Source organism: Heliorestis acidaminivorans, assembly GCF_008933955.1.
In the GTDB taxonomy this organism is placed as follows: Bacteria; Bacillota; Desulfitobacteriia; order Heliobacteriales; family Heliobacteriaceae; genus Heliorestis; species Heliorestis acidaminivorans.
Window position 1 is genome coordinate 286083 of the sequence record NZ_WBXO01000003.1, and the last position, 25563, is coordinate 311645.

Here is a 25563-nt window from a genome sequence, read left to right on the forward strand (position 1 = left end):
GAGGAACACCCTACAACCCCTATCGGGATCCTGGAAAAGGAATGAAGCTTTTTAAGAGTCGCCCATAGAGCAAAAAACCGTTAAGAGTGAAAGGCTCTTAACGGTTTTTTGTTTAACTTATCAATTTGAAAAGTACTCCGTCACCCGTCTTCGATAGTCCGTAGACACACCAATACCAAGTGCTTAAAGAACAATGTACAATTGCCTATGTTACTGCAACTTTCGGTAGGCAAAAATATCTCTCACAAACTTGTTGATATATTGCTTGAGAAGAAGAGGCCATAAAGGTTATGGGCGTTCCAGTTAAATCTACCTTTTCTGCAAAAGGGTTGCCATAATAGCCACCAACTTCTGTTAAGACAATTGTAGCCGCTGAAAAGTCCCAGGATTTTAGCTTGGCCGATATATAGATGTCTATATTGCCTAGAGCGATCTGACAAATAGACAGTGATGCAGAACCACTACAGCGGTGTCCTCTTATTTCTTTGGCTAGATCAAAGAGTTTAATATGTTCTTTATAATAAAAGCTTTCAATGCTATTTAGGCTTATATCGGCGATAGCGTTTCTTAATAGCGGTGGCTTGCGTGGAGGAATTCTACAATCGTTCACAAAACTACCTCGACCACTTATGGCCCAATAGATGTGGTCTTTCATAACATCATAGACTATACCTAAGCAAGGTTGGCTATTATAATAAAGAGCCACAGAAATAGCAAAGTTATTTTGAAAGTTAATAAAGTTTGTTGTTCCATCAATAGGGTCAATGATCCATACATAGCCTTTCAAATCATCTTTTTCTTCTTTTTCCTCGCTAATAATACCATGATCGGGATAATTATTCTTGATATGATGGATAAGGTATTCTTCGATTTTGACATCGAATTCCGTTAATAGCTCTCTATGGTCATTTTCTTTATAGGTACATATTATTTCCTGTTGTATTGCTTTTTTCAACTCTTGACCAGCACATCTTACGATTTCTTTGGCAAATACTACAATCTTACTATCTAGCATATGATTTTACCTGCCTGCATATTGAAAGTTTTATCGCATAATCCTTCCATGAATTCTAAGTCATGAAAAATACCTACCATGGAAGTACCTTCTTCTTTCAGTTTCTCTATAAGTGTTTTTACGCTAATCTGACTACATGCTTTAATCCTTTTATCTAAATTGTGCAGTGTAAAATATTTTGAGAGATTTTCTACCCTGATAATTTCTTCCATAGTCCCACCTTTTCTTATGTATTTGTATTTTTTACATTGCTATTTTCTTTTGCAAGTAATTGAGTTGGGAAACAAAGTTGCCATCAACGAATACATAATTGATTGTGGGATAGTCACTTTCTACTTTTCCAATCACAATAATATCGGCTTTTTTTCCTTCCGCTAGCGATCCTGTTTCATGATCGATTCCTAATGCTTTGGCAGGGTTGATGGTAACTAATCGAAGCATGGAAGGCAAATCTTTATTGTATTTGTGATGTAGTAAGAATAGAGCATGTAATAGTGATGCAGGGTAGTAATCGCTACAAAGAATGTCTATACAGCCTTCTTCGATAGCCTCAATGGCTGATAAATTGCCAGAATGAGAGCCCTTTAGTAATACATTAGGTGCACCGGCTACTGTGTGCATCTTTTTTTCTTTAGCTTTTTTGGCCACTTCTAAGGTAATAGGGAATTCTGAGATGCTTGTGCCCATTTTTTGTACCAAATCAAGCTTTTCTAGACTATCGTCGTCATGAGAAGCTAGGGCGACTTGATGCTCTATTGCTGTTTGTGCTATATACATCATCGTTTCTAGATCAAGTTTTTGTGCTCTTTGTAAATCGAGAATATGCTGTTCAATTTCTTCATCACTATAATTTTTGTAACCTCGTACTGTTTCTCTATAGAGTTCCAAATCTCTGTATTGTCCTTGTCCTGGCGTGTGATCCATAAAAGAGAGTAAGTGAATTTTTCTTTTACGAATATATTCAAGTAAATAATTAACGTCATCAACATTGTCTAGTTCATAGCGGGCGTGAAAACGATGCCGTATTAAGCGATTGCTATCTTCTGTTTTTTCGATAAGGTCGATTAGTTTTTTTACATTTTCAGAGCTTCGAATGGCTTTTGGTGAAAAGATGGATTCTTTATAAAGGGAAAGAGAGTGGTACATAGTAGTAATTCCCTGGTTGACTAATTGTTTTTCTACTTCTCGAATGGCCATTCGAAAATCTAAGACACTGCTTGGCCTTGGTGATGCCATGTGTTCTATGTAATCGGAGTGAATATCTATAAAGCCTGGAGCAATGTATCCACCTTTTACGTCAATGATTTCTAAACCTTCCCTTGCTATTTTCCCGGTTTCTTCAATTCTAGCAATTCTATCACTTTCGATGAGAAGTTCCTGATTATCTAAAACCTTATCTTCAAGGATAATCTTTCCGTTAGTAAGTAGATACATGACTTTCGCCTTCCTTTTGGATCATAGTAAAGAGTGAACCAACTGTTGGGTATAAGGATGTTGTGGATCTTCTAAGATCTGATCGGTCAGTCCTTGCTCAATTATTTTTCCATTAAGCATTACAATAGTTCTGTCAGCTAGCATGCGAATGACTGCTAGATCGTGAGAAACTATAATCATACTGATTTTTAACTCTCGTTGTATTCTCTTTATTAAGTCAAGGACATTGGCTTGAACAGATAAGTCAAGCCCTGTTGTAACTTCGTCAAGCAATAAGATAGGTGGATTATTGGACAAAGCTTTGGCGATTTGCACTCTTTGTTGCATACCGCCTGAAAAATTTTGTGGTGCTTCTCTGATTCGGTAAGAGGGTATTTTTACTTTATTGAGTAATTCTGAAGCTCTTGAAGTCATATATGATACTTCTCTGTTGCCTGAGGCTATAAGCTTCTCCGCTACATTGCCAATGGAAGAAAAGTTCATTCGTAAGCCCAAGTAGGGGTTTTGATATACCATAGCCATTATCTGATTTCTAATATATCTTTTCTGTTGAGAATTCTGTTCAAATATGTTGGCTTGCCCTTTTTTATAAGCTCGAATATAGGCTGAACCTTTAGTCACTTCTTGATCAAAGTAAAGACAGCGCATGAAAGTTGATTTGCCAGAGCCTGATTCACCAACAATACCTAAGATTTCACCTTCATAAAGTTCTAAAGATAGGCCTTGACAAGCGTAGACGGTTTGACAGCAGGGGCAATAGTTTTTCTCTAGCCTTTCTTCTTCTAAATTGAAGCAATTAGAACACCCCGTTCCAAATTGCTTTACCATGTTATTAACTTTTAAGATGGGTTCTTCTGTACAGTACATTTGTTACACCTCTAGCTATAGAAGCTCTTGATTTAATCTTTGCAAACAGTAACTGCTGTCATTACATTGGTAATATTTGTGTCCACTCTCTTCATCAATCAATTCATCAAAATAGACAGCTGATGCTCCACAAAGATGACATGTTCGTCCTGAAAAATCTTCTGTCTGGAAGGGATAATCATTAAAAGCCAAAGATTGAACTGTCGTGTAAGGCGGTATGGCATATATTTTCTTTTCTCTACCTGCACCTAGTAAGATAAGCGCTTTAGAGTTATGTAGTTTGCAGTTGTCATAGCGTGGAATGGGACTTGGTGACATAACATAACGCTGGTGTACAAGCACAGGATGATCTGCTCCTGTAGTCATCTTGTTATGTTTCATAATTTGTTCAAAAAGCATGAGCCATATGGCACTGTACTCCTGATCGGCATGAAGTCTTTGCGTTATGTATTCGCTTGGTTCTACTTCTCGTAATGGTTCTGGTATGGGTACTTGCAATACCAAGATTTGATCGGCTCTTAATTCTACTTCCGGAATTCTGTGTCTGCTTTGAATAATTGTCGCTGTTGCTGTTTGTTCTGTTTCTCTAATTCCGGTCATTTTATTAATAAATTTCTTTATATTTACAGCATTTACTGACTCATCACAACCTTGATCGATTACTTTGACTATATCATCTTGGCCTAGGAGCGATAAAGTCAGTTGCAATCCACCTGTTCCCCAACCTCTAGCGATAGGCATTTCTCGTGAGGCAAAGGGGACTTGATAGCCTGGTATAGAAATTGCTTTTACAGTTGCTCTTCTTATTTCTCTTTTGGAACCTTCGTCAAAGAAGGCAAAGTTATATGCTTTCATGGTTCTCTTCCTTTTTCTTCGTCTTCCTGAGGCTGTCTAGTTCTGATTGGAAGGTGACGTAGTGAGGAAGCTTCAAGTGTGAGATAAAACCGCTTGCTTCTACGGCATCAATGTGTAGTAAGACGAATTCTTCATCATGGACTGCTGTGGGAGATAGGAGATCTTTCTTTGCTAGACAACTATCTAGGATACTCATGGCAATAGCTTTGGTTTCGTTTTGACCGTAACAGAGGCCATAACCAACTGTAAACTCAATTTCCTTTCTTCCTTTTTCTTTTTCTATAACTTGTGGTATTAAGGATTCTACTTCTGTTACTTCTATTTCACCAATGTAGACAGCGTCTTCCTCATTTCCTTCTTGAAGTGGATAATCAATATGAATAGGCAGATAACCAACTCTCAACTCACCGACTGTAGGATGAACCATTCCGTATCCTCGAATAGCGGCGTAACCTAGTGCAGTTACCGCACCTGCTTCTCCTCTTGTTAAAGTCTGTAGTCTGGCACTGCGTCTTGTCGGAAATTCAATGCTTTTTCTGGTTATATCATCAGGTTCACTGTCGTCAATTTTTACGGGAGGAAGAAGTCCTTCTGCTCGTAAAAAGGAGATAACTTTGGGAACTTTTGTGTAACTATGCTCTGAGGTCTTTTGCTTAGCACCAGATGCTTCTTCTTCAGAATTTGACCATCCTTCTGCTTCAAATTCTTGCAGAAGTTTTTCTAGATCTTCTATCTTTTCCTCATAGAGTTCAAAGTCTAACAGGCGATGCCTATAATCATAACTTGCGCCTAAGATCTGTCCGCCTGGAATGTCTTTCAGAGCGGCTGATATTCTTCTCTCTATTCTCATGTCTTCTGTATCAACGACTTGGGAGTAATATTTTCTTGGCAAGGTAGAGCGATAGGCTCTTAATATAAAGGTAGCTTCTTCTGGATTGCCTTCTGCTTGTTTGATAGCCAAAGCGGCTAATTCTCTGGCATATAAACTGCTTTCTGACATGATTTTATCGATAAGACCACGAAGAGTTCCTTGTATAACTTCTACATCAATCTTTTTTTTGGCTTTAATGCGCTGATATTGTAACCTTTTGATGGATTCTTCTATGGCAGATGAACCGCCTTTTACTGCTACATAACCCATGTTGTGTACCTCTTTATTTAGGATTGCTAAGTAAGACCATCTATTATTGTTGTTCTTGGAAGAGCCAGTAGTCTTGCTTCAGGATCTAGAAAATAGATGTCAATTCCTATAGGATAGTTGATGTTTTTTTGTGCTCTTGCTTCTATCCAATTGTCCTTTTCATAAATGTTCATGAATTGAACTGTTTCGATACCAGGTCCTTTTAATTGATACTTTTCTTCCTTAGAGATTTTTTCTACTTCCACGATCAATGTTGCTGATTGGTGGGGATTAATCAGCTCTCCTGACTTGCATTGCTCAATGGCATTTACTAGTTGCCCTGCTTCTCGATTTTGTAATAAGAAAATGAAATCAGCCTCATGAAGAGGTGCTGACTTAGCATAAGTAATTTGACTAACATACTTGCTGATGGTTTCACTATTTTGGCCGAGAATGTGAAAAGTAACTTCTGTATCTAAGAGCATTTGCATGAATAAATATGTGGAATCGTTACAAGGTATCTTTATGTCCTTAGAATCTCTAAACTCATCTAGTATATTGATCGTTCCTGGTTTTGAGAGGCTATCTATTAGCTTACGATATGCTTTTTGTACAGCATGAGGATCATAAATAGTCATTTTTCGCTACGCTCCTATAGACTCATGGTGGTAAAGTCTACTTTTGTTTTCAAGATTTGTAATCTTTCTTGCTCTTCTAGCTCTTGATTTTTCTTTTCTTCTCTTATAAGTAGTTCTTCCCATGCTTTTGTTTCGAAAAGATTGGCATTATAAGCTGAATCTATAATCGCCAAATAGTAGGCTTTCTGAGGATTTTGTTCTTGTATTATGCCTAGGCCGATTGTGTCTTCAATTTGCACTTTACATTCCGTTATTAGCACTTCACCTATGTAAAATAGTGTATGCTGGCTTTGATCACGCATTTTTACCATAACTAATCCTTGTTGAGGTTCTTGAATTATCTGTACTTGATAGCGTTCTAAGATCTCTTCTGCTAAAGTTCTCGCTAGCTCCATAGAACCTTTTACAAGTATGGTCGTTCGTCTTTTCCTTTGCACAAACTTTCCTCCCCAACTATGCGTTGCTTTGTAGTCTTCTTTTAAAGCGCGTTGAGATGGCTTCAAGTATGATAGCTACGGCCAAAACTAGGTAGGTAATGACACCTACTTCACGTAAATCGTAATAATGACCGCTGGCCATATAAAGTTCAAAGCCAATTCCACCAGCACCGGCGGCGGCTCCCATGGCTACGGCGACTGCAAAGTTAATTTCAAACCGCATAAAAGTCCACGATAAAAGATAAGTCATAGAGGAAGGTAAGCGTGCGCTATGATATGTGTATAGCTAGCTCCAGTAGCTCGCAGTGCTTCTACTGAAGAATCACCTACTTCATCGATAGTTTCGATGAATGTACGAGTTAAAAAGCCAAAGGTAGCAAAAAACAAGGCAAAATAGCCGGTCAAGGCACTTTGACCAAAAGAAAAAAGTAAAATCAAAGCCCAAACTGCATCAGGAATATTTCTGGAGAAGGAAGCAACGCCTCGACTTAAAGTGCTCAGTATAGAATTTACTTTTGTTGTTTTTGAACCAAAGATGGAAAAGAAAAAGGCACATAAGGCCGCTACTGTTGTTGCTGCAATCGATATGAGCACTGTTTCTTGTAGCTTAATCATAATATCGGGAAGTCTCGTCATGGCATTGGCATCAGGATAGAAGTTGCTCAAAGACCAGGTAATTGCTTTGTATATACTTGTAAAGCCTTTAGCAATGTCATATTCTGTCACGATAATAGAGCTAACGGTGATGGCTGTTAAAGCTAAAAAAAAGAATATTCGGTTATTTCTTCGTACCGTAAATATATCAGGCCCCACGATTTCCTCCTATATCGAGAATCAGTTCACCTGATTCTGTGCCATATATATCTTGAATGATTTCTTTTGTTACATATTGCGGTAAACCGTCATAGACGATTTTGCCTTGCTTTACACCGATAATGCGGTCTGAATAGGTGAGAGCAACGTTAACCTGGTGCAAATTCACCAGACAAGTGATACCCATCTCATTTGTTACTTTACGCAAATAGTCCATAATAATTTTAGATGCGTTAGGATCTAAAGAAGCGATAGGCTCGTCGCATAAAAGCATTTTCGGTTTTTGGATAAGAGCTCTAGCAATGCCAACACGTTGTTTTTGTCCTCCACTTAATTGGTCACAGCGCTTGTAGATTTGCTCTTCTAGGCCCAGAAGCTCAATAATTTCCAAAGCTCCTTTTTTCTCTTCTTCACTATAAATCCCCAATAGGCCCTTCATGGTAGACTTGTAACCTAATCGACCGTGAAGTACATTTTCTATGACGCTCAAAGGATTCACTAAATTATAATGTTGAAAAATCATTCCAATCTTAGAACGAAGATTCCTGAGTTCTTTTTTGTTCAGTTGTAATACTTTCATACCATCAAATGTTATCTCACCGCTACTTGCCTCAATCATGCGATTTAGACAGCGGAGGAGAGTTGATTTCCCCGCTCCAGATGGACCGATGATAGAAATAAACTCTCCTTCTTTTACTGAGAAGTTAACATTTGATAACGCTACTGTTCCTGTTCCGTACTGTTTGTTGAGATTTTTTACATCTAATAACGTCATTTTTGTTAACTCCTTTCTGAATATTAATTGGACAATTCTCTTACAGGATTAAACCATTCGTCTTTTACATCTAAGAAACGCTCATTCCCTGAAGATTTCTGGAAAAGTCCCTTAAAGCTTGAGTCCTTAGGAACGAAAATTCTTTCGTTATTTTTTACTTCATCACTCGTAAAAGCGGCTATTAGCGCTTTTTGCGTTTCTTCATCGAGAACATCTGTATTTGTAACAAAGGGTGGGTTAAGAACTGGAGTTACAGAGATTAATACAAACTCTTCGCCTTTTAAGTTAGTAAAGGGGGCGTCTGCGTCTTGACGTATACGATAGACAGCGCCTGGTCGATTCGGGGTGCCAGAAGCATGTTCAATGTAGTTGGCTACACAGGTATCACAGAAGGAAGCTATATCAGCTTTATCTGTAAGAAGGTTCACAGTTGTGCCCTGGTGAGAGCCACCATAGAGTACTTCGCTAAGTAATTTATTGCGTCCACCTTCTAACAAATCTTCGGCTTGCAAGTTCTTCCATTTATCTTTTTGGGAAAAATGATTGACTATGCCTGCTGAAGGTACTCTGAAGCCTGAAGTGGAGTTATTAGATACGAAAGAGAATCTTTTTCCTTCTATGTTATCAATGGAAAAAGCAGAGCCATTTCGGTATTGATCTTCATTGCCTTTCTTAACTGCTAGCCAGCTATAGTAGACAGCGTCATCTAAAGTTCCAGAAGAGCCGCTATTGACAAACAGTGGTAGGACTTTGTTGTTCTTTTTGTTAGCTTCAATATAACCTTGTGCTCCCATGTAGGCTATGTGAGCGTTTCCATTTGCTATAGTTTCAATTGCAATAACATAATCTGTTGTAAGTCTATGTTCTACTTTTCTCCCTGTAGCCTCTTCAATGATGCGGCTGTATTCGTCACGAGCACTTTTGAGATCTTCACCTGATTCGTTAGGATACCAGACCATGACAATAGGTCCACTGTCTTTCTTACTGGCTTCTGAAGAACAGCCTGTAAGAATAGAAAGTGATAAAAACATAGCCGCCACTACTAAAAGTAACTTTTTCACCTTTTTCCCTCTCTTTGTTTCTCAATAATTTACATAGCATTCTTTTTGTGTATTATTTGAAATGCTATGTCTTCTAGATAGTACCATATCAGGTTGCTACTTACGGTTAAGTTAACTTTAATTGAAGGTAAAGGATGTTAAGGATTAGTAAGCATTGTTAATATGTATGTAAATGTGACGACAAAGCACTTGGTTCTTTCTTTTTGTACCTTTCGTCCATGTAGGGTGTAGAAAGATGGAGTAAATCCGGCCATTTCTATAGCTCCATTTGATTGGGTCACAGTTTTGTACGCCTATGGGGATCGTTTTAGATTTTTTAAAAAAATAAAAGCCTTGGAGTTTTTGAACGCCAAGACCTTGCAAGAGTAAAAAGCAATTTAACAATTTTCATTCTGGCTTTCTGAATTCAGGGGTCGCATCATGGAGTCACTAAATTATAGCCTCCAAAGTCCCTTCAACTTTTTGAGCAGTTTTTCCTGTCGATTCTCTAAGACCTGCGGTTTCCATTCGTCTTCTTGTAAGACCTGCGTTGTTAATACAAAAGGACTGACACCTTTGCGAGCAAAATATTCTATCTTTTTGCGCTCAAATTCAAAGTTCTGCGCCTGGCTATTTTTCTTTTGAGTTAACAACACCAAGTTACTTAAACGATGAACAGCCTTTTCTCTCTCTGCCTGATCAGGAAACCACTTGCACCATTGTCCATTGGGATCAGGATTCTGCGGCAAAACGTGCTCGATTGTTATTTTCGGATAATTATAGGTTGCTCCTCCTGATGAAAGCACTGCATCTAAGCGTAACAACAAGGGCATACGTATCTTGGTAATGTTGTAAACGGGGCCATTTAAGGTTTCCACGATCCTATTGCATTCGTCCATCGTCAATTGCAGTGGAGAAGAAGGAGCATACATGTCCTCCCCTTTTTGCATGGCCGTCAACAAGCGAGCGTATCGCTCTATACGTTCATTAATATTGAAACGTAAAATAAACAAGCCCATTGCCAAACGTTCTAAATCGCGGAAGTAGGCTAGTAGCTTAGGGGAATCATTACGATTGTGGGCTAAGTACCAAATAGCAGGAGGTAGCCAGTCATTGTTATCGATTCTGTTTAACCAGCCAAATAGCTCATTGATTGCATCGGCGTTAGAAGCATTTTCATAAGTAGCTGTCCGAATGTCGTTCATAGCTTGAGCAAAAGGTATCAGCACTTCATCAATAAATGCCTTGGCGTTGTTAGTAGGCTTTACATGTTCCCGCACTTCTTGTAGCACTGTTTTTTCAAGTTTCCGCTTTCTATAGATCATGCGGATATGGGCAAATAATTCCTTAAATCCATCTCGACCAAGATTATCTTCTTCCGTCTCCCACTTTTTAGTATAGCTATCTTGTATCGACACTGGTAAACGACCAATAATATCTGCTTTTAGAATGTCTGAATGAGTCAGATCCAGGCCACGGTCGTTTAATACAGAGAAGATGCGATAGGCCGAATCAAAATCAGGTGTCCGAACTACCACGAGATAACAGCGGTTGATAACATATTGAGCCAAGCGAACACGTTCTTCTTTTGTCATTTTTTCTAAGCGGTTCAAGTAGTAAATAGCATTTTTTTGAATCTTGGACTGGCTATCGCTAGTGGGAGTACTCAAGTCTCTTAAGCTAGCCAGGCCACCTTCTTTTTGTATGTATTGTTGAAAAAAAGCGGCATCTCTTTCGCGGAGAGTCAGCCGATATCGATCGCTTGTCCCAAGTATGGGGCTTCCTTCTTCGTACAGAAATTTCGTGAAATGTTGAGCCATATCGGGCACGGAAGCTCGTATTGTGGCAAGTAAAATGGTTAGAGTAGTTAACCGTTGTTGGCCGTCAACAACTTCCGCCGATGGTCCATCGCCTTTGATTAAAACAATACTTCCCAAAAAATAAGGGTCAAGATTCTCGATAGGAAGTGTTGTATCTTCAAGATAGGGTAAAAAATCTTCCAACAATTCTCCGGCTTCTTCGGTTGTCCAAGAATAGGGACGTTGATAACGTGGAATGGTGAACACGTAATCATTGCTAAATATTTTTGCAAGTGGTTCTTCTGCCGCTCGTATTGTGACTGGCATGTCGGGAACCTCCTAATTCTTTATCATCTCTAAGAGTAATTGCTTAAAACTTATTTATAGCTAGGGGTAATAATACCTTTTTGATACCTTTGGTAGGGCTTCCTTCAGCGACTGTAAAATTCCTCTCCAAATCGATCGATTTGTTCTTTTAGCCCTGCATGTTCTAATGTGTCGTAATGAATTACGTCAAAAAAGTAAGGTAGTGGTAGTCGCTCATTTAACTCTGCATGAATCTCCTGCACTATTTCTTCTGTAACATGCTCACCGTAGAGAGCGATGTCCACATCCGATCCTTGCTTGAAATTGCCCATACTCCGACTCCCAAAGATTACTGCACGCTCGATAGATTGCTTACGCTTTAAGGCATCAAGTATGAGTGCCATACTTCTAGGTGTAATGCCAAAGTTCATGTTGTTAGATCCTCTCTCTTATACAGAGCTGGTAATGCTTATAAGTTGTAGAAATCTGATAAAAGGACTGGGATAGTCAAACAGCCCAGTCCTTTTATCTACTTTATAATTTCTCTCGTCCATCTATCAGCTCGATTAACTTCCTATCTTCTGCAAAAAATCATCATAATTCTTAGCTTGCTTAAACTCTACATCATAGGCAACTGCTTTGAAGTGTAGCTTACCGCATTTTATCTTGGTCTTTTCAACGCTTGTTAAATCTTTTTCGGCTTTGTCAATTTTGGTTTCCACGATGAAAAAAAGCCTTGCTTTGTCATTCTCACCTTTTCGAATCACGGCCCAGTCTGGAGAGTACTCGCCGTAAGGTGTGTCAATGACAAAGCTACCTTTCTTGATTTTCGTATATAGGAGTACCTTTTCATCAACGTCTAGCCTTTTGGCAAATTGGAGTTCGCCCTGGCTGTCGAATTTGTAATACTTATGGACAGCTCTGCGCAGTTCGGCGTTAGTTTGAAACACAAGGGATTTGGCATCATCGAGCATACTTATGTCTATCTGATCTGTTTCAAATATAGTAGATTCGTCAAAAACATAGCCATCAATAGCTTCATACTTAACGACACCTTTGGCCATATAATCGGTAAGCTTTTCTCTGATGCTTTGCGTTACAAAATCAAGAGTATCTTGGCTCTTTAGCATATTTACTTTTTCTAGCTTCGATATAATCTTGTAAATGGCTAACCGAGGTAGCATGGTATGATACATGATATAGTTTATGATCTCGAATTGACTTTTTTGGCTATCCATTCCTTCTAACTCATCGACGAAAATCTGTTGTGAAGGATCGGAGAGACGGAATTTCTTTTGCTCGTCAAAATCTGCCTTGCCTGTCTCTATGTTGAATTCTAGTCTTACACTTTTAAAACGCAAAAGCTCGTTTAATTCCGTAGCTGTTTCTTCTATGAAAGCTTCACTGTTGATTTTCACTTGATACATGGTACGCTGTGACATACGTTTGCTCAATTCGTTCAGTAGTCTCTTAAAAAACTCTTCTGATATAAAGCTGTGTGCACCATTTTCAACAGGTTCTTCATCGCCATTTTTAATGACAATCTTCTTACTACCTTTGGCTTGCATCGCTTCAATAAACTTTTCCTTAATCAGAATGCTGTGTTCCTGAAGTTTAGGGTTGACGAAGGTTATATTTTCAATATTATTGGCCTTTCGCGTGAGTAAACCTTCCTTGTTAATAATATTTTCTTCAATCAGTTCACTTCTGAAAGATTCGGCAAGCTCCATAATTTTGTCTTCCGCTATGCCCGCATTCTTTAAGGTATTATAAATCACATCGTAAGTGACTTCATCTTTGTTAAAGCCAGAGTTGTCATTAAAGTCTTGCTGAAGAGCGGCGGCAAAATGATCGTAATAATCATTGGCGATGACTGTTAGTTCATTAATCTTTTCATCGGTGCAACGATTACCGTTAATATCAACAGAAAGTCGCAGGCCCCTGCCGATTTCTTGCTTTTTGGCAATGTCGGAGCCACCTTTTTTTAAGGTACACAGGGTGAAGACATTGGGGTTGTCCCAACCTTCTCGTAAGGCGGAATGAGAAAATATAAAGGCTAAAGGCTCTTCAAAAGATATAAGCTCGTCTTTCTTTTCTAGTATCAGCTCAATGCCTCGATCTACATCTTCTTGTGATTTGGCCTTGAGCTTTCCTTCATCCATTAAACTTTCCCAGTTGTCTACTTCTACAGCATTTTTGTTTTTATCAACAGCAAAATATCCTTCCCTGACTTTCTGGATATTCTTATACTCCTTAAATAGTTGCGGATATTCCTCGAATAGCTTTTGGCAATTCTTATCGGCAATAATTTTGCTATATTCTTCGTCAAAGATTCGCAAGTATTCACCACGACCATCAACAGCGTTACTATCTCTAAATTTGTTGACCGCATCGATGAAGAAAAGACTAAGTACTTTGATTTGCTTTCCTTCTTGTAGAATTCTATATTGTTTCTCAAAATGGCTCTTCAAGGCAAGTCGGATCTGTATTCTTATTGTTTCTTCTTCGCCAATATCTGCATTGTTTTCTCCGACAGCTAGCTCTATAATATCGTCCCATTTTCCGATTCGAAGTTTCTTTTGTTTATGGGGATCTTCCAGAACAATCATGTTTTTATATTGCTGTAATTTACCTGAAGAGATATATAAGGAATCATTGCCTCGAACTTTGACTTGTCTTTTGCGGATTGTCCCACCTTGTTCTACATGGAAGATCTCAATCTTGGCATATAGATCTTTGGTGAACTCTACGTAACGAATATAGGGAAAATCTTTCGGTATCGTTCCGTGAACAGTCTTTACTTCTATTTTCTTGACCAGATCTTTTTGGAATGCATCATACGAATCAAGCTTGTAGACCTGGTTAAACAATTTTTTATGAGTCGCTGAATAACGCAGTATAAACAAGGGATTGATCAATTCGATTGCTTCTAAGGAAGCACTCTTTTTCTTGTTAGTCCCCTCGATTTTCTGTGGCTCATCGATAATTACAATTGGATTGATGTACTTGATATCTTCCCAGAGAATCTGACCGTATTCATCGGATTGACGGATCTTGTTCGAATCTTTGTTAAAAGCTTGTATGTTCATGATGACGATGCTTAGATCTCTCGACTCAACAAAGTTACTACTTATTTTTTTAAGGTTTTTAGAGTCATAGACGAAAGCATGATTATGCATATCTAAACCATGATATATACTTTTGAAATGTTCTCTCAACATTTCAATGCTTTTTTCTACCCCTTTACGGATGGCTATGGTCGGTACTACGATCATGAATTTGGTGAAGCCGTAAGTTCTATATAGTTCTAGAATAGTCCGTAAATATACATAGGTCTTCCCTGTACCAGTTTCCATTTCTATGGTAAAATTGTGCCCCTTTAGTTCATAGTCCATTAATAGCCTATTTTTAAGTTGTACTTCACGCAGATTCTGTAAGAGCCTTGATGGTTTTACAATCTGAGGGTTACGAACTGGGTCGCTTTCTGTAAGTTTCTTGGCTCTACTAATATTATGGTAAATAGTACCCTCAGCTTGACGACTAACGCCATTGAGAAGATTGACGACTGACAATATGGCATCTTGCTGAAAGGGCAGTCCATCTTCAAAATGAAAAGCAATGCGGCTGGTCATAGGCATCCCCCTTAAATAAACTCAACGCGGTATGCTTTTTTCTTCGTACCACTGTTCTTTTTCATTTGTGCTTCTAGTCGTAGCATACTGTTGGTTTTTAAGGTAATATCGGCATCAAAGGCACTATCACGGAAAATGATTTTGCTAGGCATGGGTTCTAAGACCGCTATGTTGTCGATAATGGTCTCTGTTACGTCTTCTTCAAGGCAAACTAAGACTGTATCGGCAAATATATACGTTCTCTCTCCGATAGACGATACTTTTTCTACTTTCGTAGACAGCGGTATGTCTCTGTGACGAAGCATGATTTCATAGACTACATCAATGTCTTTAGTACCTAGATTAAAGTCTAGCTTATCCTTGTCGGCCATGGTGCTTTCATCAATGGTCATTTGTTCTGAATTTATGGCATCGCTGAACCAGCGAATGTTCGTGTCAGCGACTTTGAATACTTTGAAGCCTATGTCAAGATTTTCAATGCCTTCTTTGTCTTTGTTTTCTTCTAAGATTTTATCTCCTGCTCTGCGGATGCGTTCTTTGCCGATTTCACTTATGTACTTGAATCCAGCTTTGTATGCTTTGCTTTTTTTATCGCATGATTCTGGCAGTTGTATCATTATAAATTTTCGATTACTACCTTTTTCTGCATTTATTTTCATTACTGAGTGGGCTGTGGTGGAACTGCCAGAAAAGAAGTCTATAATTATGCTATAATCGTCAGTACTCATCTCAATTATTTGACTTATCATATCTATTGGTTTCGGATTATCGAAAACTATATCTCCAAATAAATCTTTTATATAACGTGTATCAACTGAGTTATCGAAATACCAAAAATTATCAGGAACTGAAACATCATCATCTTTTAGATAATCCTTTAAACCAGGAGGAGTTTTTGGATCTCCGTACCATATTAGATCTTCTTTTTGAAGTCTTAACAATTCACTATGAGATTTTCCCCACCCTCTATTAGGAACAATGCAAGGCTGTCCTGTATTCGGATTTATAATTGTATAATCTGTAGGGCCACCTTCTCTGGATAAATCAGCATCTTTAAAAACTCCGTTTTCGTCAACTTTATTCCATCTGCTTAAATGAGCATATTTTGGTCTTTTATATAATTGTTTTATTTCATCCTCAATTTCGTCGAGTGAAAGTCCTTTTTCTTTTAAAGTTAAAAAAGTTTTGTGAATATCACCTGCTCCTTTTTTGGCAATGCGCCATTCGCTTTCTTTTAGATTTTCCAAGGATTTAGCATAGCATAGTACGTATTCAGTTGTAACACCAATAAGCTTCGCTTGGTTTTTATTTGAGTTATTTTTATGAATTAGCCTTGCAATAAAATTCTCTTCACCATAAATCTCGTTACACATTTTTTTCAAATTATCCGCTTCATTATCATCGATACTAATAAAGATAACTCCATCATCTGTTAGTAAATCTTTTGCTAACTTAATTCTCGGATACATCATAGATAGCCAGTTTGAATGATATCTACCACCACTTTTTTGATTTACAACAAGTCTTTTTCCTGTATAATCCAATTCACCTTCTAATAATGAATTTTCTACTTCACTTACTGAATATTTATCTCTATAAATAAAATCTTTTCCCGTATTATAAGGTGGGTCGATATAGATCATTTTCACCTTGTTGTAATAACTATTCCTAAGAAGCTTCAGAACCTCTAAATTATCCCCTTCAATATACAAGTTTTCTGTCGTTTCAGGATCTTTACTATCCTCTGGTATGTACTTCAAGGTCCTCCCAACAACATCTTGATTGGCCAGTTTCTTGGCTTCTTCTTTGCCGGCCCAACCAAGTTCATATCGTTCCGATAATTTATCGCTGGCACTTTCAAACTGTCCCAGTTCTGCTTTTAATGCTTCTATATCAACTTGTCCATCCTTCACAACGGAAGGAAAGAGTTCGGCTAACTTTTTTACGTTTTCGTTGATCGGATTGAAGATTTCTTTTGATACTTTAGGAAATTCCATTGTTTCAACCCCTTATGAATTTTTTTATACTTCGCTAGTAAATCACTCTCAACTTTTTGGGTTTTAGAACAGCCTGTTCAATCATTTTTACTTCTTTTAGGCCCTTTTCAATTTTTTTTAGAAGGAGTGAATATAACAGGGCTTTTAAATGTTTCTACTGTACTCATATTTTCCTCCTCCTTATATGTTGACTTGTCTTTAGCCATATCATACCACCTTATCTCTATTCGTTTAATAAAACATAGTATCCACAAGATTGTATATTTGTTGAATCTTTGACCCATACGCAAAGACTCTTCATAGAGTTTGCGCCTGAATCTCTTCGGCGTCTACAGAAAAGCTTTTTACTGGACTCTTCAACTCTTGCTTATCCCTCTTTTTGAGACCCTTATCTCCCACTTTTCAGGTGTGAGAAATTCTGGTTTAACAGGTCTTCAAGCTATTTATTGGCTATTACGGTAAGTCTTTTTACAATATCGCCGAACAACTTGTCACAGTGCAATATTTTCATGCCTGATCGTTGAATATTCTCTTCTGTTCTACGGTTAATATTGCTTCCCATATGTCTTAGGACAATTGGATTCAGGTAGTCCATAACTGGGCCCAAAAGAACGTTCTCACTGCGGACATGCTCGAGGAAGTACAGTTTGCCATCTGGTTTGATAACTCTGCGAAGTTCTCGAAAACCTTGAAACGGATCGGGTACAGTACAAAAAACACAAGCCGCTATAACCGTATCAAAAGTATTGTCAGAAAAGGGTAACGCCTGTATATCAGCCACTTTCAATTCTACTTCTGCTTTAGTCTGTGGAAGTTTTTTTACTGCTAATTCTAGCATTCTGGAGCTAAAATCAACGGCAATTACTTTTACACCTGCCGGATAATAAGGAAGGTTAGCACCTGTCCCGACCCCGGCTTCTAGAACCAGACCCTGTACATTTCGTAACAATTGGGTCCGCCATTTTGCCATCATCATCTTTTCCATTGGAGCCATCAAGCGATCATATTTGTCCGCTTTTTGATTATATTTCTCCTTAATTACAGATGAATGCTCACTCACTTTAGCGCCACCTCTTTTGTCTTTGAGTACCTCGCCTCCACTAGTTTCGTTTTTTTTACCCAATGATAAACTTGTTGGTAGGAGACTTCATAAATCTCTGCTGTCTTCTGATAATCTTTATCCAGAACATGCTCTTTTAGACAAAAAAAGCCCCCCTCAGTAGCAGATTTTAATCATTTAATCTGTCTACCTCAAGGGGAGCATATCTCCAACGTAGTGTTGGAGGCTTTTATTATCATACACTTTGCTTGGTCAAATGCTTTAGTTTACCAGAAATCTCCACAATACCCTGAATGTTTTCGTTTATTTCTTGAGCTGAGGAAGCTTGTTTGTTCGTTGAATCTAGAGCATTAGTCGATTTTTCAGTAATTTTACTTAGAACTATGTTCGTTTTTTCTGTTATATCTTTGATTGTATTGGCTGTACGCAAAGACTCTTCAGAGAGTTTGCGGATCTCTTCGGCGACTACAGAAAAGCCTTTGCCAGCTTCTCCAACTCTTGCCGCTTCAATGGATGCATTGATGCCGAGCATTTTGGTCTGGGACGATATTTTATTAATGAACTGCAGTGTCTTGGTTATCTCTTTTAAGTTTTTCTCGATATCTTGTACAGCATTGGTGAATTCAAGCTCTGTCTGCAATACCTCTTCTGACGTACTTGTCAACTCTTTCATTGAGCTGGAGATGTTCATAATATTTTCATTTAAGTTTTCCGATAGCTTCAATATTTCTTTCCTAACTGCATACCATTGTTCTGTATTTATACCTGTGCCAAGGCAACCAATCACATTCCCGTGCTCATCTTTCAATGGAACATTCATGGCTTTGAACGCGACTCCATAGACTTCTTCTGGTACTTCAGCAGATTGTTTTTCGCCAGTCTGAATCGTCTTATTAAGCAAAGACTTTTCTGGTATGTCTTGTCCTACCTTCACCTTGACGTCAACTTTATCGCCAGGAAGATAGTACAAAAACTTCTCTTTGTCTGTTACAGTTAACATAATATCCAAGCCAAGAGCTTCTCTAAGGTAAGGAGCCACTTCATTAAAAGAATTTACAAAGCTTTTTAGATCTACCGCCACCTGAAAAACCACCTTTATTGTACAAATCCGGTTCAAAAAAATGCAGACTTTATTATGAATAGCTTACTCTAGGTTGCACCTTTTTTAAATGGTTTTCTAATAAAGATGAACTAACTTTTTATGATGATTCTGTTTAGCCTGCTTATGTCTCACCTCTTTTTAATTATATAAGAATCAAATCAGGCTCTGTGATAGCTCCCCTGACGAAGTCTTGCTTCGCCTTTTGCCGCACTGAGCGTCGTGACACACGAGCGTCCCCTTGCCACCTATGTTGAAGACTCACCATTTGGAGAAAGCCATTGTTTCAAAATAGTGCTGACTTGCTCCGTCTTAATCGGCTTGCTGATATATTCATCCATTCCTGAATCAATACACCTCTGCCGATCTCCCTGCATAGCCATAGCTGTCATGGCAATAATGGGAATCCGCCGCTCACTGTTAGCTTCCCACTCACGAATGAGCCGGGTTGCTTCAAAACCATCTAGCTCAGGCATTTGACAGTCCATTAAAATCAATTCAAACTCCCTTTCTTGGATCGCTTCGAAGGCTTCCCGGCCATTATGAGCAATAACGACCGCCAAACCCAATTTGTTGAGCAAAGATACGGCCAACTTCTGGTTCACACGGTTATCTTCAGCCAGAAGAACAGGGCGCTCAATCTTCCACAGCGGAGGTTCGGAAGTTGCCGTCAAAGATGTACTTGCTGACCCAATGCTTTCAATAGGCAAGGACTCCGCTAAATCAAAGGGAATTGTGAAGAAAAAGGTTGAACCTTCCCCCTTCTTACTGGTGGCTCCAATTGCCCCTCCCATCAATTCAACAAGCTGTTTTGAGATGGCCAACCCAAGGCCTGTACCGCCATAGCTCCGGCTCATTGAGGTATCGGCTTGAACAAAGGGAGAAAAGAGTTTCTTCAGGTGCACTTCATCGATCCCAATGCCTGTATCGGTAATTGCGAAATGAATATTCATAGATTTTTCATCTTTCGATTGAACCGTTATTCTACAACGAATCTGGCCGGAATGGGTAAATTTTATGGCATTACTTAATAGATTGAATAAAACCTGTCGCAACCGCGTGGGATCTCCTAATATAGCACTATCAATTTGGGATGTAACATCGACGAAAAGGGTCAGATTTTTTTCATTGGCTTGTTTCGCAAAAAAATTAATCACACTCTGAACAGTGCTATTTAAATCGAAAGCGATATTTTCCAGAACAAGTTTGTTAGCTTCAACTTTTGAATAATCCAAAATATCGTTAACTACGATTAGAAGCACTTCGGTCGATTCTTGGATGGATAGGGCATAATCTTTTTGTTCTGTATTTAAAGAGGTCTTTAACAACAGATCATTCATCCCTAAGATTCCATTCATCGGTGTACGGATTTCATGGCTCATGATAGCCAAAAAACTACTTTTTGCACGATTGGCCTCCTCGGCCATTTCCTTCGCTTTCCTCAGTTCGGCTTCCGTTTTCTTTTTTTCGGTCATATTGCTAAGCAAAATGACTTTTCCAACATACTTGTTATTATTAAAAATTAGTGACAGACGGGAGTAAAAAAACAACCGCTCTTTACCATCGAAGACTTCAATATCGACTTCTTCAATGTTCCCAATAATTTGCTCCCTCAACCCAGGATAGTCTCTCAGCAGATCAGTAACCTTTTGCGTCAGGGCTGCAGCATTCAAGATGGGAAAGAAGGATGCGGCGGTCGAATTGAATTCGATCAGTTTATCTGCAGGATCAAGAATAATGACACCATCTTGAATACTGTCAAAAACTTTATCATAGGCAATGGGAATCAGATCAAAAAAACGTAAGTTCAAGACGGCAACTGCCATAAAAAACACCATAAAAGAAGTAAAAATGGGGGCTAAATCGAAGGGGCTGATTTTCGTAATATATAGCACATGTCCAAACACCGGAGAGAGTAAGCCCATGATCATATAGTTAATGTTTCTACGATAAATGGGGGCCGCCTGGTTACGTAATCTAACCATAATCAAGATTCCAAGGAGTAAACATAAATATATATATCCAACGAAGATCCAATACCAGAAGCCATGCCCAATCACAGCTGTGATAAAAGGTCCCGTTCTGTCAAATGAATAGCCAGCATGAAACCAATGGTTGAATTGGTTGGTATAGATTATGAAGTATGTAATCACTGGTATGGTTAGTATGGCCGTAAGACTCCATTTGTTAATATAGCGATCCATCTGGCTATAATACAAGCTCATGAGCAACCAAAATACCGGTATCAATGGTATGACCAAATACTGGAACTTCAACCAAAACAAGTACTCCGGAACCGATTGACTAGTTAGGAAAAAAGAGTATCCCAAAGCATAGATACTAGTTACAAAGGATAATCCAACAAAGGCGTTGACTCCTGCTTTATTGCGGGATGATATATAGGCGTAAATTCCAAGTAGTAAAGTACCAATACTAGATAGTAGTGCCATAAATTTAAAAAAGTAAAATACATCAATATTCACTTTTGCTCCCACCTCAGCTAAGATAACCACAAGAAGCCAGTAGCGTCGCCACCTTTAAAGGTAATATTCTCCATTGGATGGCAATGTCCTGCTATTGAAACAACAAGTACTATCTAATCAATAGTCATAGTTGTTGCCATTTTTGTAGCGCTTCTTTTACTTGTGCTCCTGACTCGTTATTAAGTCACATAACGCAAAAATCCCCTGCACTGAATTATTAACCCATGCAGGGGACTGATTGTTTTTAACTCTTCCGAGCCTAGTATACAACTTTTTAAGCCAGTATACGACTTTATTTCGGAGTATAAAACTTTATTTTCAAACTACAACAGGAGCGGCCCCTTGCCAACACACAGTGGCAAGCGAAGCGGCCCCATGGCTACTCTACTGTTACGCTTTTGGCTAGGTTACGTGGCTTATCGACGTCACAACCACGCACGCAAGCTGTATAGTAAGCCAATAACTGCAATGGCACTACAGCAAGTAGAGGTGTCAATACAGGATGAGTTCTTGGCACTGTTAAGACTACTTCAGCGTAGTTACCAATCTCTTCGTTGCCTTCTTGGGCTACAGCGATGATGTAGGCTCCGCGGGCACGGACTTCCTGGATATTAGAGATGGTCTTGTCGAGGACTTGTTCTTGTGTCGCTAGAGAGATAACTGGAATGCCTTCCGTAATCAGGGCTAGTGTACCATGCTTTAGCTCGCCAGCGGCGTAAGCTTCGGCGTGGATGTAGGAGATTTCTTTTAACTTGAGTGAGCCTTCCATAGCTACAGCGTAGTCCACACTGCGTCCGATGAAGAAGAGGTTTTCCCATTCTTTGATAGCTTCACTAACTGCTTTTACTTGTTCTGCCTGTTCTAAGACTTTCTCAATCTGAGCAGGCAAAGCTTGCATGGCTTCAGCTATTTCTTGAATCTTCTCTTTCTCTAGAGTGCCTCTAGCTTCTGCTAAGGCTAGAGCTAGGAAGTTCATAGCCGCTAGCTGAGTTGTGTAGGCTTTGGTTGATGCTACGGCAATCTCTGGTCCTGCTAAGGTGTAGAGCACTGAGTCGGCTTCTCGAGCAATGGAAGAACCGACAACGTTAGTGATAGCAAATACTTTAGCACCTTTGGACTTAGCTTCTCTTAGAGCGGCTAACGTATCGGCTGTTTCTCCTGATTGGCTTACTACAACCATGAGAGTTTTCTCATCTACCAGTGGGTTTCTATAGCGGAACTCAGAGGCGATATCGACTTCTACGGGAATGCGAGCTAAGTTTTCAATGGTGTATTTGCCTACTAAGCCGGAATGGTAAGCTGTGCCGCAAGCAACGATAGTTACGTTCCGCGCTTCTTTCAGAAGCTGACGATCAATAAGTACTTCATCTAAGTTAACGCCGCCGTTGATACGACCAGCTAAAGTATCGCGAATCGCTTTGGGCTGTTCATAAATCTCTTTGAGCATAAAGTGATCGTAACCGTTTTTCTCTGCCGCTACAGCATCCCACTTTACTTCAAAGATTTCTTTATCGATGATTTCGCCGTTACATGCTTTTTTGACTGTTACTTTATCTTTCGTAAGGACTACCATTTCCCCATCGTTTAAGACGTAAGTTAGACGAGTATGAGCTAATATGGCTGGAATGTCGGACGCGAGGAAGTATTCGCCTTCACCAAGACCTACAACGAGAGGGCTATCTTTGCGAACTGCTACGATTTTGCCTGGTTCTTTGCGAGTAATGAAAGCACAAGCAAAAGAGCCTTCTAAGTCTTTAGCTACTTTACGCACTGCTTCTTCTAGATCGCCTTCGTAGTAGCTTTCTACTAGGTGAGCTAACACTTCTGTATCTGTTTGAGAGCAAAAATGATGACCGCTCTTGCTTAATCTATCTTTCAGGGCTAGGTAATTTTCTATAATACCGTTATGGACAACGGCAAATTCACCAGCGCAGTCCTGATGGGGATGAGAGTTCTCATCAGAAGGCTTACCATGAGTAGCCCAACGTGTATGGCCAATGCCAATACAACCACAGGGAGCTGAGCCGTTTAATTTGTTTTCTAAGTTAGTCAATTTACCGACAGCTTTTTGTACTTGAATTACTTCATCTTCTAAGACGGCAATACCAGCGGAATCGTAACCACGATATTCGAGCTTTTTCAGCCCTTCCAGTAAGATAGGTGCTGCTTTTTTCGTCCCGATATAACCAACAATACCACACATAATTTATAAATCCCCCTTTTTAATTATGCCTGACTCAAAAAGGGCATAAAAAAAACGCCTCTGTTACCTCTCTGGCAACAAACTTTTAGGCGACTAAAAAGGGCATAGTAATCCTGACACTCACTACAAGACTTTTTGTCCTTGCAATTACTTGCAAGCTTTGTAGTCTTGTTATCGACTATGAGTAGCCGAGGGGCATCCGCCGAAAACTTCGATAAACCCCTTCCTCGTCAACCGCTTATGACATATAAAAAGCCCCGTAATGGTGGAGCAGATCTGCCTGCGGTTCTGGCGCTATCTCTTCACTTGTCAGTTCTATAACTTTCTAGCCTTTTATGCCTTTTTTAAGTCATGATCATTTTATCAGTGAGACAGGCAGTATGCAACCCTCGTTAGGCCATTATTTTTTATGATTTTCTAATTTCTCTATTTTTTACTAATTATGTATGAGTGAAGTAGTCTACATTTGAAGTAGTGAGCTTCTGGTTGATGCCAAGCTTATAAGTTTCCATTCTTATAAGCTTGTAGGGGTGATTCTTCTACAACCACCCCTACAAGCTTTTCATCATTAGGCATTAGGATTGTAGCTTAGAGCTTCTGCTTAGTGCTTTAGACTAGTGTTTTGGCTTTTTACTTTAGCGTTAAGTCATGCGCTCCCTAACAATACTGCCGAAAGACATTAGCTATACCTTCTACAATTGTTGTGAGTTCTTCTTTGTCAGGACCTTCACCCATGACACGAATTAAGGGCTCTGTACCAGAAGGTCTAACGAGTATGCGTCCTCTGCCTTCAAGCTTCTTCTTACCTTCGTCAATTGCTTTTTGAACTGCTGGTTCTTCCATACAACACTTGTCTTTGACTCGCACATTGACGAGTAGTTGTGGTAATTTATCCATTTGTCCAGCTAAAGCTGATAAAGGTAAGTTGCGCTCTTGTATAACTGAGAGCAGTTGCAGTCCCGTTAATAAGCCATCGCCTGTTGTGTTATGTTGCAAGAATAGAATATGACCTGATTGTTCGCCACCAAAGATTGCGCCTTCTTGTTGAAGAGCTTCTAAGACGTAGCGATCTCCTACTTTAGTTTCTACTATTTGAATACCTGCTTTTTTTAGGGCTAAGTGGAGTCCTAAGTTACTCATGACGGTAACTACAACGATGTTTTTGACGAGCTCTTTTTTCTCTTGCATATGTAAAGCGCAAGCAACCATGATCTGATCGCCATCGACGATTTGACCTTTTTCATCTACTGCAATCAAGCGATCAGCATCGCCATCAAAGGCTAGTCCTACATGAGCTTGATGGTCAATGACAGCTTGCCTTAAGTCTTCAGGATGGGTTGAGCCACAAGCTTTGTTAATGTTCGTTCCGTCAGGCTGACAGTGCAGTTCTACTACTTCTGCTCCTAACTTAACAAAAAGCTTCGGGGCAATTTGTGAGGCGGCACCGTTAGCGCCGTCTAGCACAACTTTTAAGCCTGTTAAGTTGCCTTGAATTGTTCCTAAGAGAAAGTTAAGATAGCGATTTTCGGCATCTCCTATCTCGTAGACACGACCAATGTCTGTCCCTATAGGAGAAGGAATTGAATTGCCTTGGCAATGCTTTTCGATTTCTTCTTCTAAGGCATCAGAAAGTTTATAGCCATTGCTTCCCACAAATTTAATTCCGTTATCTTCTACAGGGTTATGAGAAGCCGAGATAACGACACCTGCTGTTGCTTCTAGTTCCTTAGTTAAAAAAGCAATCCCCGGCGTGGGCAAGATTCCTACTTTTAATACATCTGCGCCCACAGAAGTAATCCCTGCAATCAGCGCTGCTTCTAACATATCACCAGATATGCGTGTGTCTTTACCAATTAGAATCTTAGGTTTCTCTACATGCTTACCAAGCACATAAGCGCCTGCGCGGCCAAGTCGAAAAGCCAACTCCGGCGTCAGCTCTCGATTGGCCACACCTCTCACACCATCTGTTCCAAAGAGTTTACTCACGAAA

The 25563-nt window shown here is 39.3% G+C and carries 21 protein-coding genes; all 21 read right to left on the minus strand.

Translation table 11 applies throughout. From position 1 onward, the window contains the following. Window positions 1-205: 205 nt before the first annotated feature. The 21 genes from F9B85_RS05995 to glmM all read right to left on the minus strand — a co-directional run bounded on the left by F9B85_RS05995 (window position 206) and on the right by glmM (window position 25559). Window positions 206-1015 (minus strand): inositol monophosphatase family protein, encoded by an 810-nt coding sequence (locus F9B85_RS05995; protein WP_151619473.1) that lies wholly within the window; start codon window positions 1013-1015, stop codon window positions 206-208. Continuing rightward, a complete protein-coding gene (locus tag F9B85_RS06000) occupies window positions 1009-1227 on the minus strand; it encodes a phosphonate C-P lyase system PhnL family protein (RefSeq protein WP_151619474.1) in 219 nt (72 codons plus the stop codon). Before F9B85_RS06000 ends, F9B85_RS05995 begins: the two co-directional genes overlap by 7 nt. 31 nt (window positions 1228-1258) lie before the next feature. Further along, window positions 1259-2449: a phosphonate metabolism protein PhnM gene (gene phnM / locus F9B85_RS06005; protein ID WP_151619475.1), complete on the minus strand. Its 1191-nt coding sequence runs from the start codon at window positions 2447-2449 to the stop codon at window positions 1259-1261. 21 nt (window positions 2450-2470) lie between these two features. After that, entirely contained in the window at window positions 2471-3316 is an 846-nt protein-coding gene (locus tag F9B85_RS06010; RefSeq protein WP_151619476.1) for an ATP-binding cassette domain-containing protein, read from the minus strand. 15 nt (window positions 3317-3331) lie between these two features. Continuing rightward, on the minus strand, window positions 3332-4171 hold the full coding sequence (locus tag F9B85_RS06015; protein WP_151619477.1) for an alpha-D-ribose 1-methylphosphonate 5-phosphate C-P-lyase PhnJ: 840 nt from the start codon (window positions 4169-4171) through the stop codon (window positions 3332-3334). Then, window positions 4158-5312: a carbon-phosphorus lyase complex subunit PhnI gene (locus F9B85_RS06020; protein ID WP_151619478.1), complete on the minus strand. Its 1155-nt coding sequence runs from the start codon at window positions 5310-5312 to the stop codon at window positions 4158-4160. Before F9B85_RS06020 ends, F9B85_RS06015 begins: the two co-directional genes overlap by 14 nt. Before the next feature lie 26 nt (window positions 5313-5338). Beyond that, window positions 5339-5929 carry a phosphonate C-P lyase system protein PhnH gene (gene phnH / locus F9B85_RS06025; RefSeq protein ID WP_151619479.1) on the minus strand — a complete coding sequence of 197 codons (591 nt, stop codon included), beginning with the start codon at window positions 5927-5929 and terminating at the stop codon, window positions 5339-5341. 14 nt (window positions 5930-5943) lie between these two features. After that, complete coding sequence (phnG, locus tag F9B85_RS06030; RefSeq protein ID WP_151619480.1) at window positions 5944-6366, minus strand: phosphonate C-P lyase system protein PhnG; 423 nt, start codon at window positions 6364-6366, stop codon at window positions 5944-5946. Between the two features lie 16 nt (window positions 6367-6382). Continuing rightward, complete coding sequence (locus F9B85_RS14570) at window positions 6383-6589, minus strand: hypothetical protein (protein WP_207707051.1); 207 nt, start codon at window positions 6587-6589, stop codon at window positions 6383-6385. 23 nt (window positions 6590-6612) lie between these two features. Further along, the gene (locus F9B85_RS06035) at window positions 6613-7179 is read right to left on the minus strand and encodes a PhnE/PtxC family ABC transporter permease (RefSeq protein ID WP_207707052.1); all 567 of its coding nucleotides are present in this window, start codon (window positions 7177-7179) and stop codon (window positions 6613-6615) included. Then, window positions 7169-7954 (minus strand): phosphonate ABC transporter ATP-binding protein, encoded by a 786-nt coding sequence (phnC, locus tag F9B85_RS06040; protein ID WP_151619481.1) that lies wholly within the window; start codon window positions 7952-7954, stop codon window positions 7169-7171. The genes F9B85_RS06035 and phnC overlap by 11 nt, the downstream gene beginning before the upstream one ends. A 23-nt stretch (window positions 7955-7977) precedes the next feature. After that, on the minus strand, window positions 7978-9015 hold the full coding sequence (locus tag F9B85_RS06045; RefSeq protein WP_151619482.1) for a PhnD/SsuA/transferrin family substrate-binding protein: 1038 nt from the start codon (window positions 9013-9015) through the stop codon (window positions 7978-7980). A 434-nt stretch (window positions 9016-9449) separates the two neighbouring features. After that, window positions 9450-11120 carry a DUF262 domain-containing protein gene (locus tag F9B85_RS06050; RefSeq protein WP_151619483.1) on the minus strand — a complete coding sequence of 557 codons (1671 nt, stop codon included), beginning with the start codon at window positions 11118-11120 and terminating at the stop codon, window positions 9450-9452. A 104-nt stretch (window positions 11121-11224) separates the two neighbouring features. Next, on the minus strand, window positions 11225-11530 hold the full coding sequence (locus F9B85_RS06055) for a nucleotidyltransferase domain-containing protein (protein WP_151619484.1): 306 nt from the start codon (window positions 11528-11530) through the stop codon (window positions 11225-11227). A gap of 135 nt (window positions 11531-11665) precedes the next feature. After that, window positions 11666-14731 carry a restriction endonuclease gene (locus F9B85_RS06060; RefSeq protein ID WP_151619485.1) on the minus strand — a complete coding sequence of 1022 codons (3066 nt, stop codon included), beginning with the start codon at window positions 14729-14731 and terminating at the stop codon, window positions 11666-11668. A gap of 11 nt (window positions 14732-14742) precedes the next feature. Beyond that, on the minus strand, window positions 14743-16728 hold the full coding sequence (locus F9B85_RS06065; RefSeq protein WP_151619486.1) for a site-specific DNA-methyltransferase: 1986 nt from the start codon (window positions 16726-16728) through the stop codon (window positions 14743-14745). Between the two features lie 439 nt (window positions 16729-17167). Continuing rightward, complete coding sequence (locus F9B85_RS06070) at window positions 17168-17788, minus strand: class I SAM-dependent methyltransferase (RefSeq protein ID WP_207707053.1); 621 nt, start codon at window positions 17786-17788, stop codon at window positions 17168-17170. 235 nt (window positions 17789-18023) lie between these two features. Beyond that, the gene (locus F9B85_RS06075) at window positions 18024-18869 is read right to left on the minus strand and encodes a methyl-accepting chemotaxis protein (protein WP_151619487.1); all 846 of its coding nucleotides are present in this window, start codon (window positions 18867-18869) and stop codon (window positions 18024-18026) included. Between the two features lie 266 nt (window positions 18870-19135). Continuing rightward, on the minus strand, window positions 19136-21370 hold the full coding sequence (locus tag F9B85_RS06080) for a hybrid sensor histidine kinase/response regulator (protein WP_151619488.1): 2235 nt from the start codon (window positions 21368-21370) through the stop codon (window positions 19136-19138). A gap of 379 nt (window positions 21371-21749) precedes the next feature. Beyond that, complete coding sequence (gene glmS / locus F9B85_RS06085) at window positions 21750-23573, minus strand: glutamine--fructose-6-phosphate transaminase (isomerizing) (protein ID WP_151619489.1); 1824 nt, start codon at window positions 23571-23573, stop codon at window positions 21750-21752. A 657-nt stretch (window positions 23574-24230) separates the two neighbouring features. Next, the gene (gene glmM / locus F9B85_RS06090; RefSeq protein WP_151619490.1) at window positions 24231-25559 is read right to left on the minus strand and encodes a phosphoglucosamine mutase; all 1329 of its coding nucleotides are present in this window, start codon (window positions 25557-25559) and stop codon (window positions 24231-24233) included. Window positions 25560-25563 lie beyond the last annotated feature (4 nt).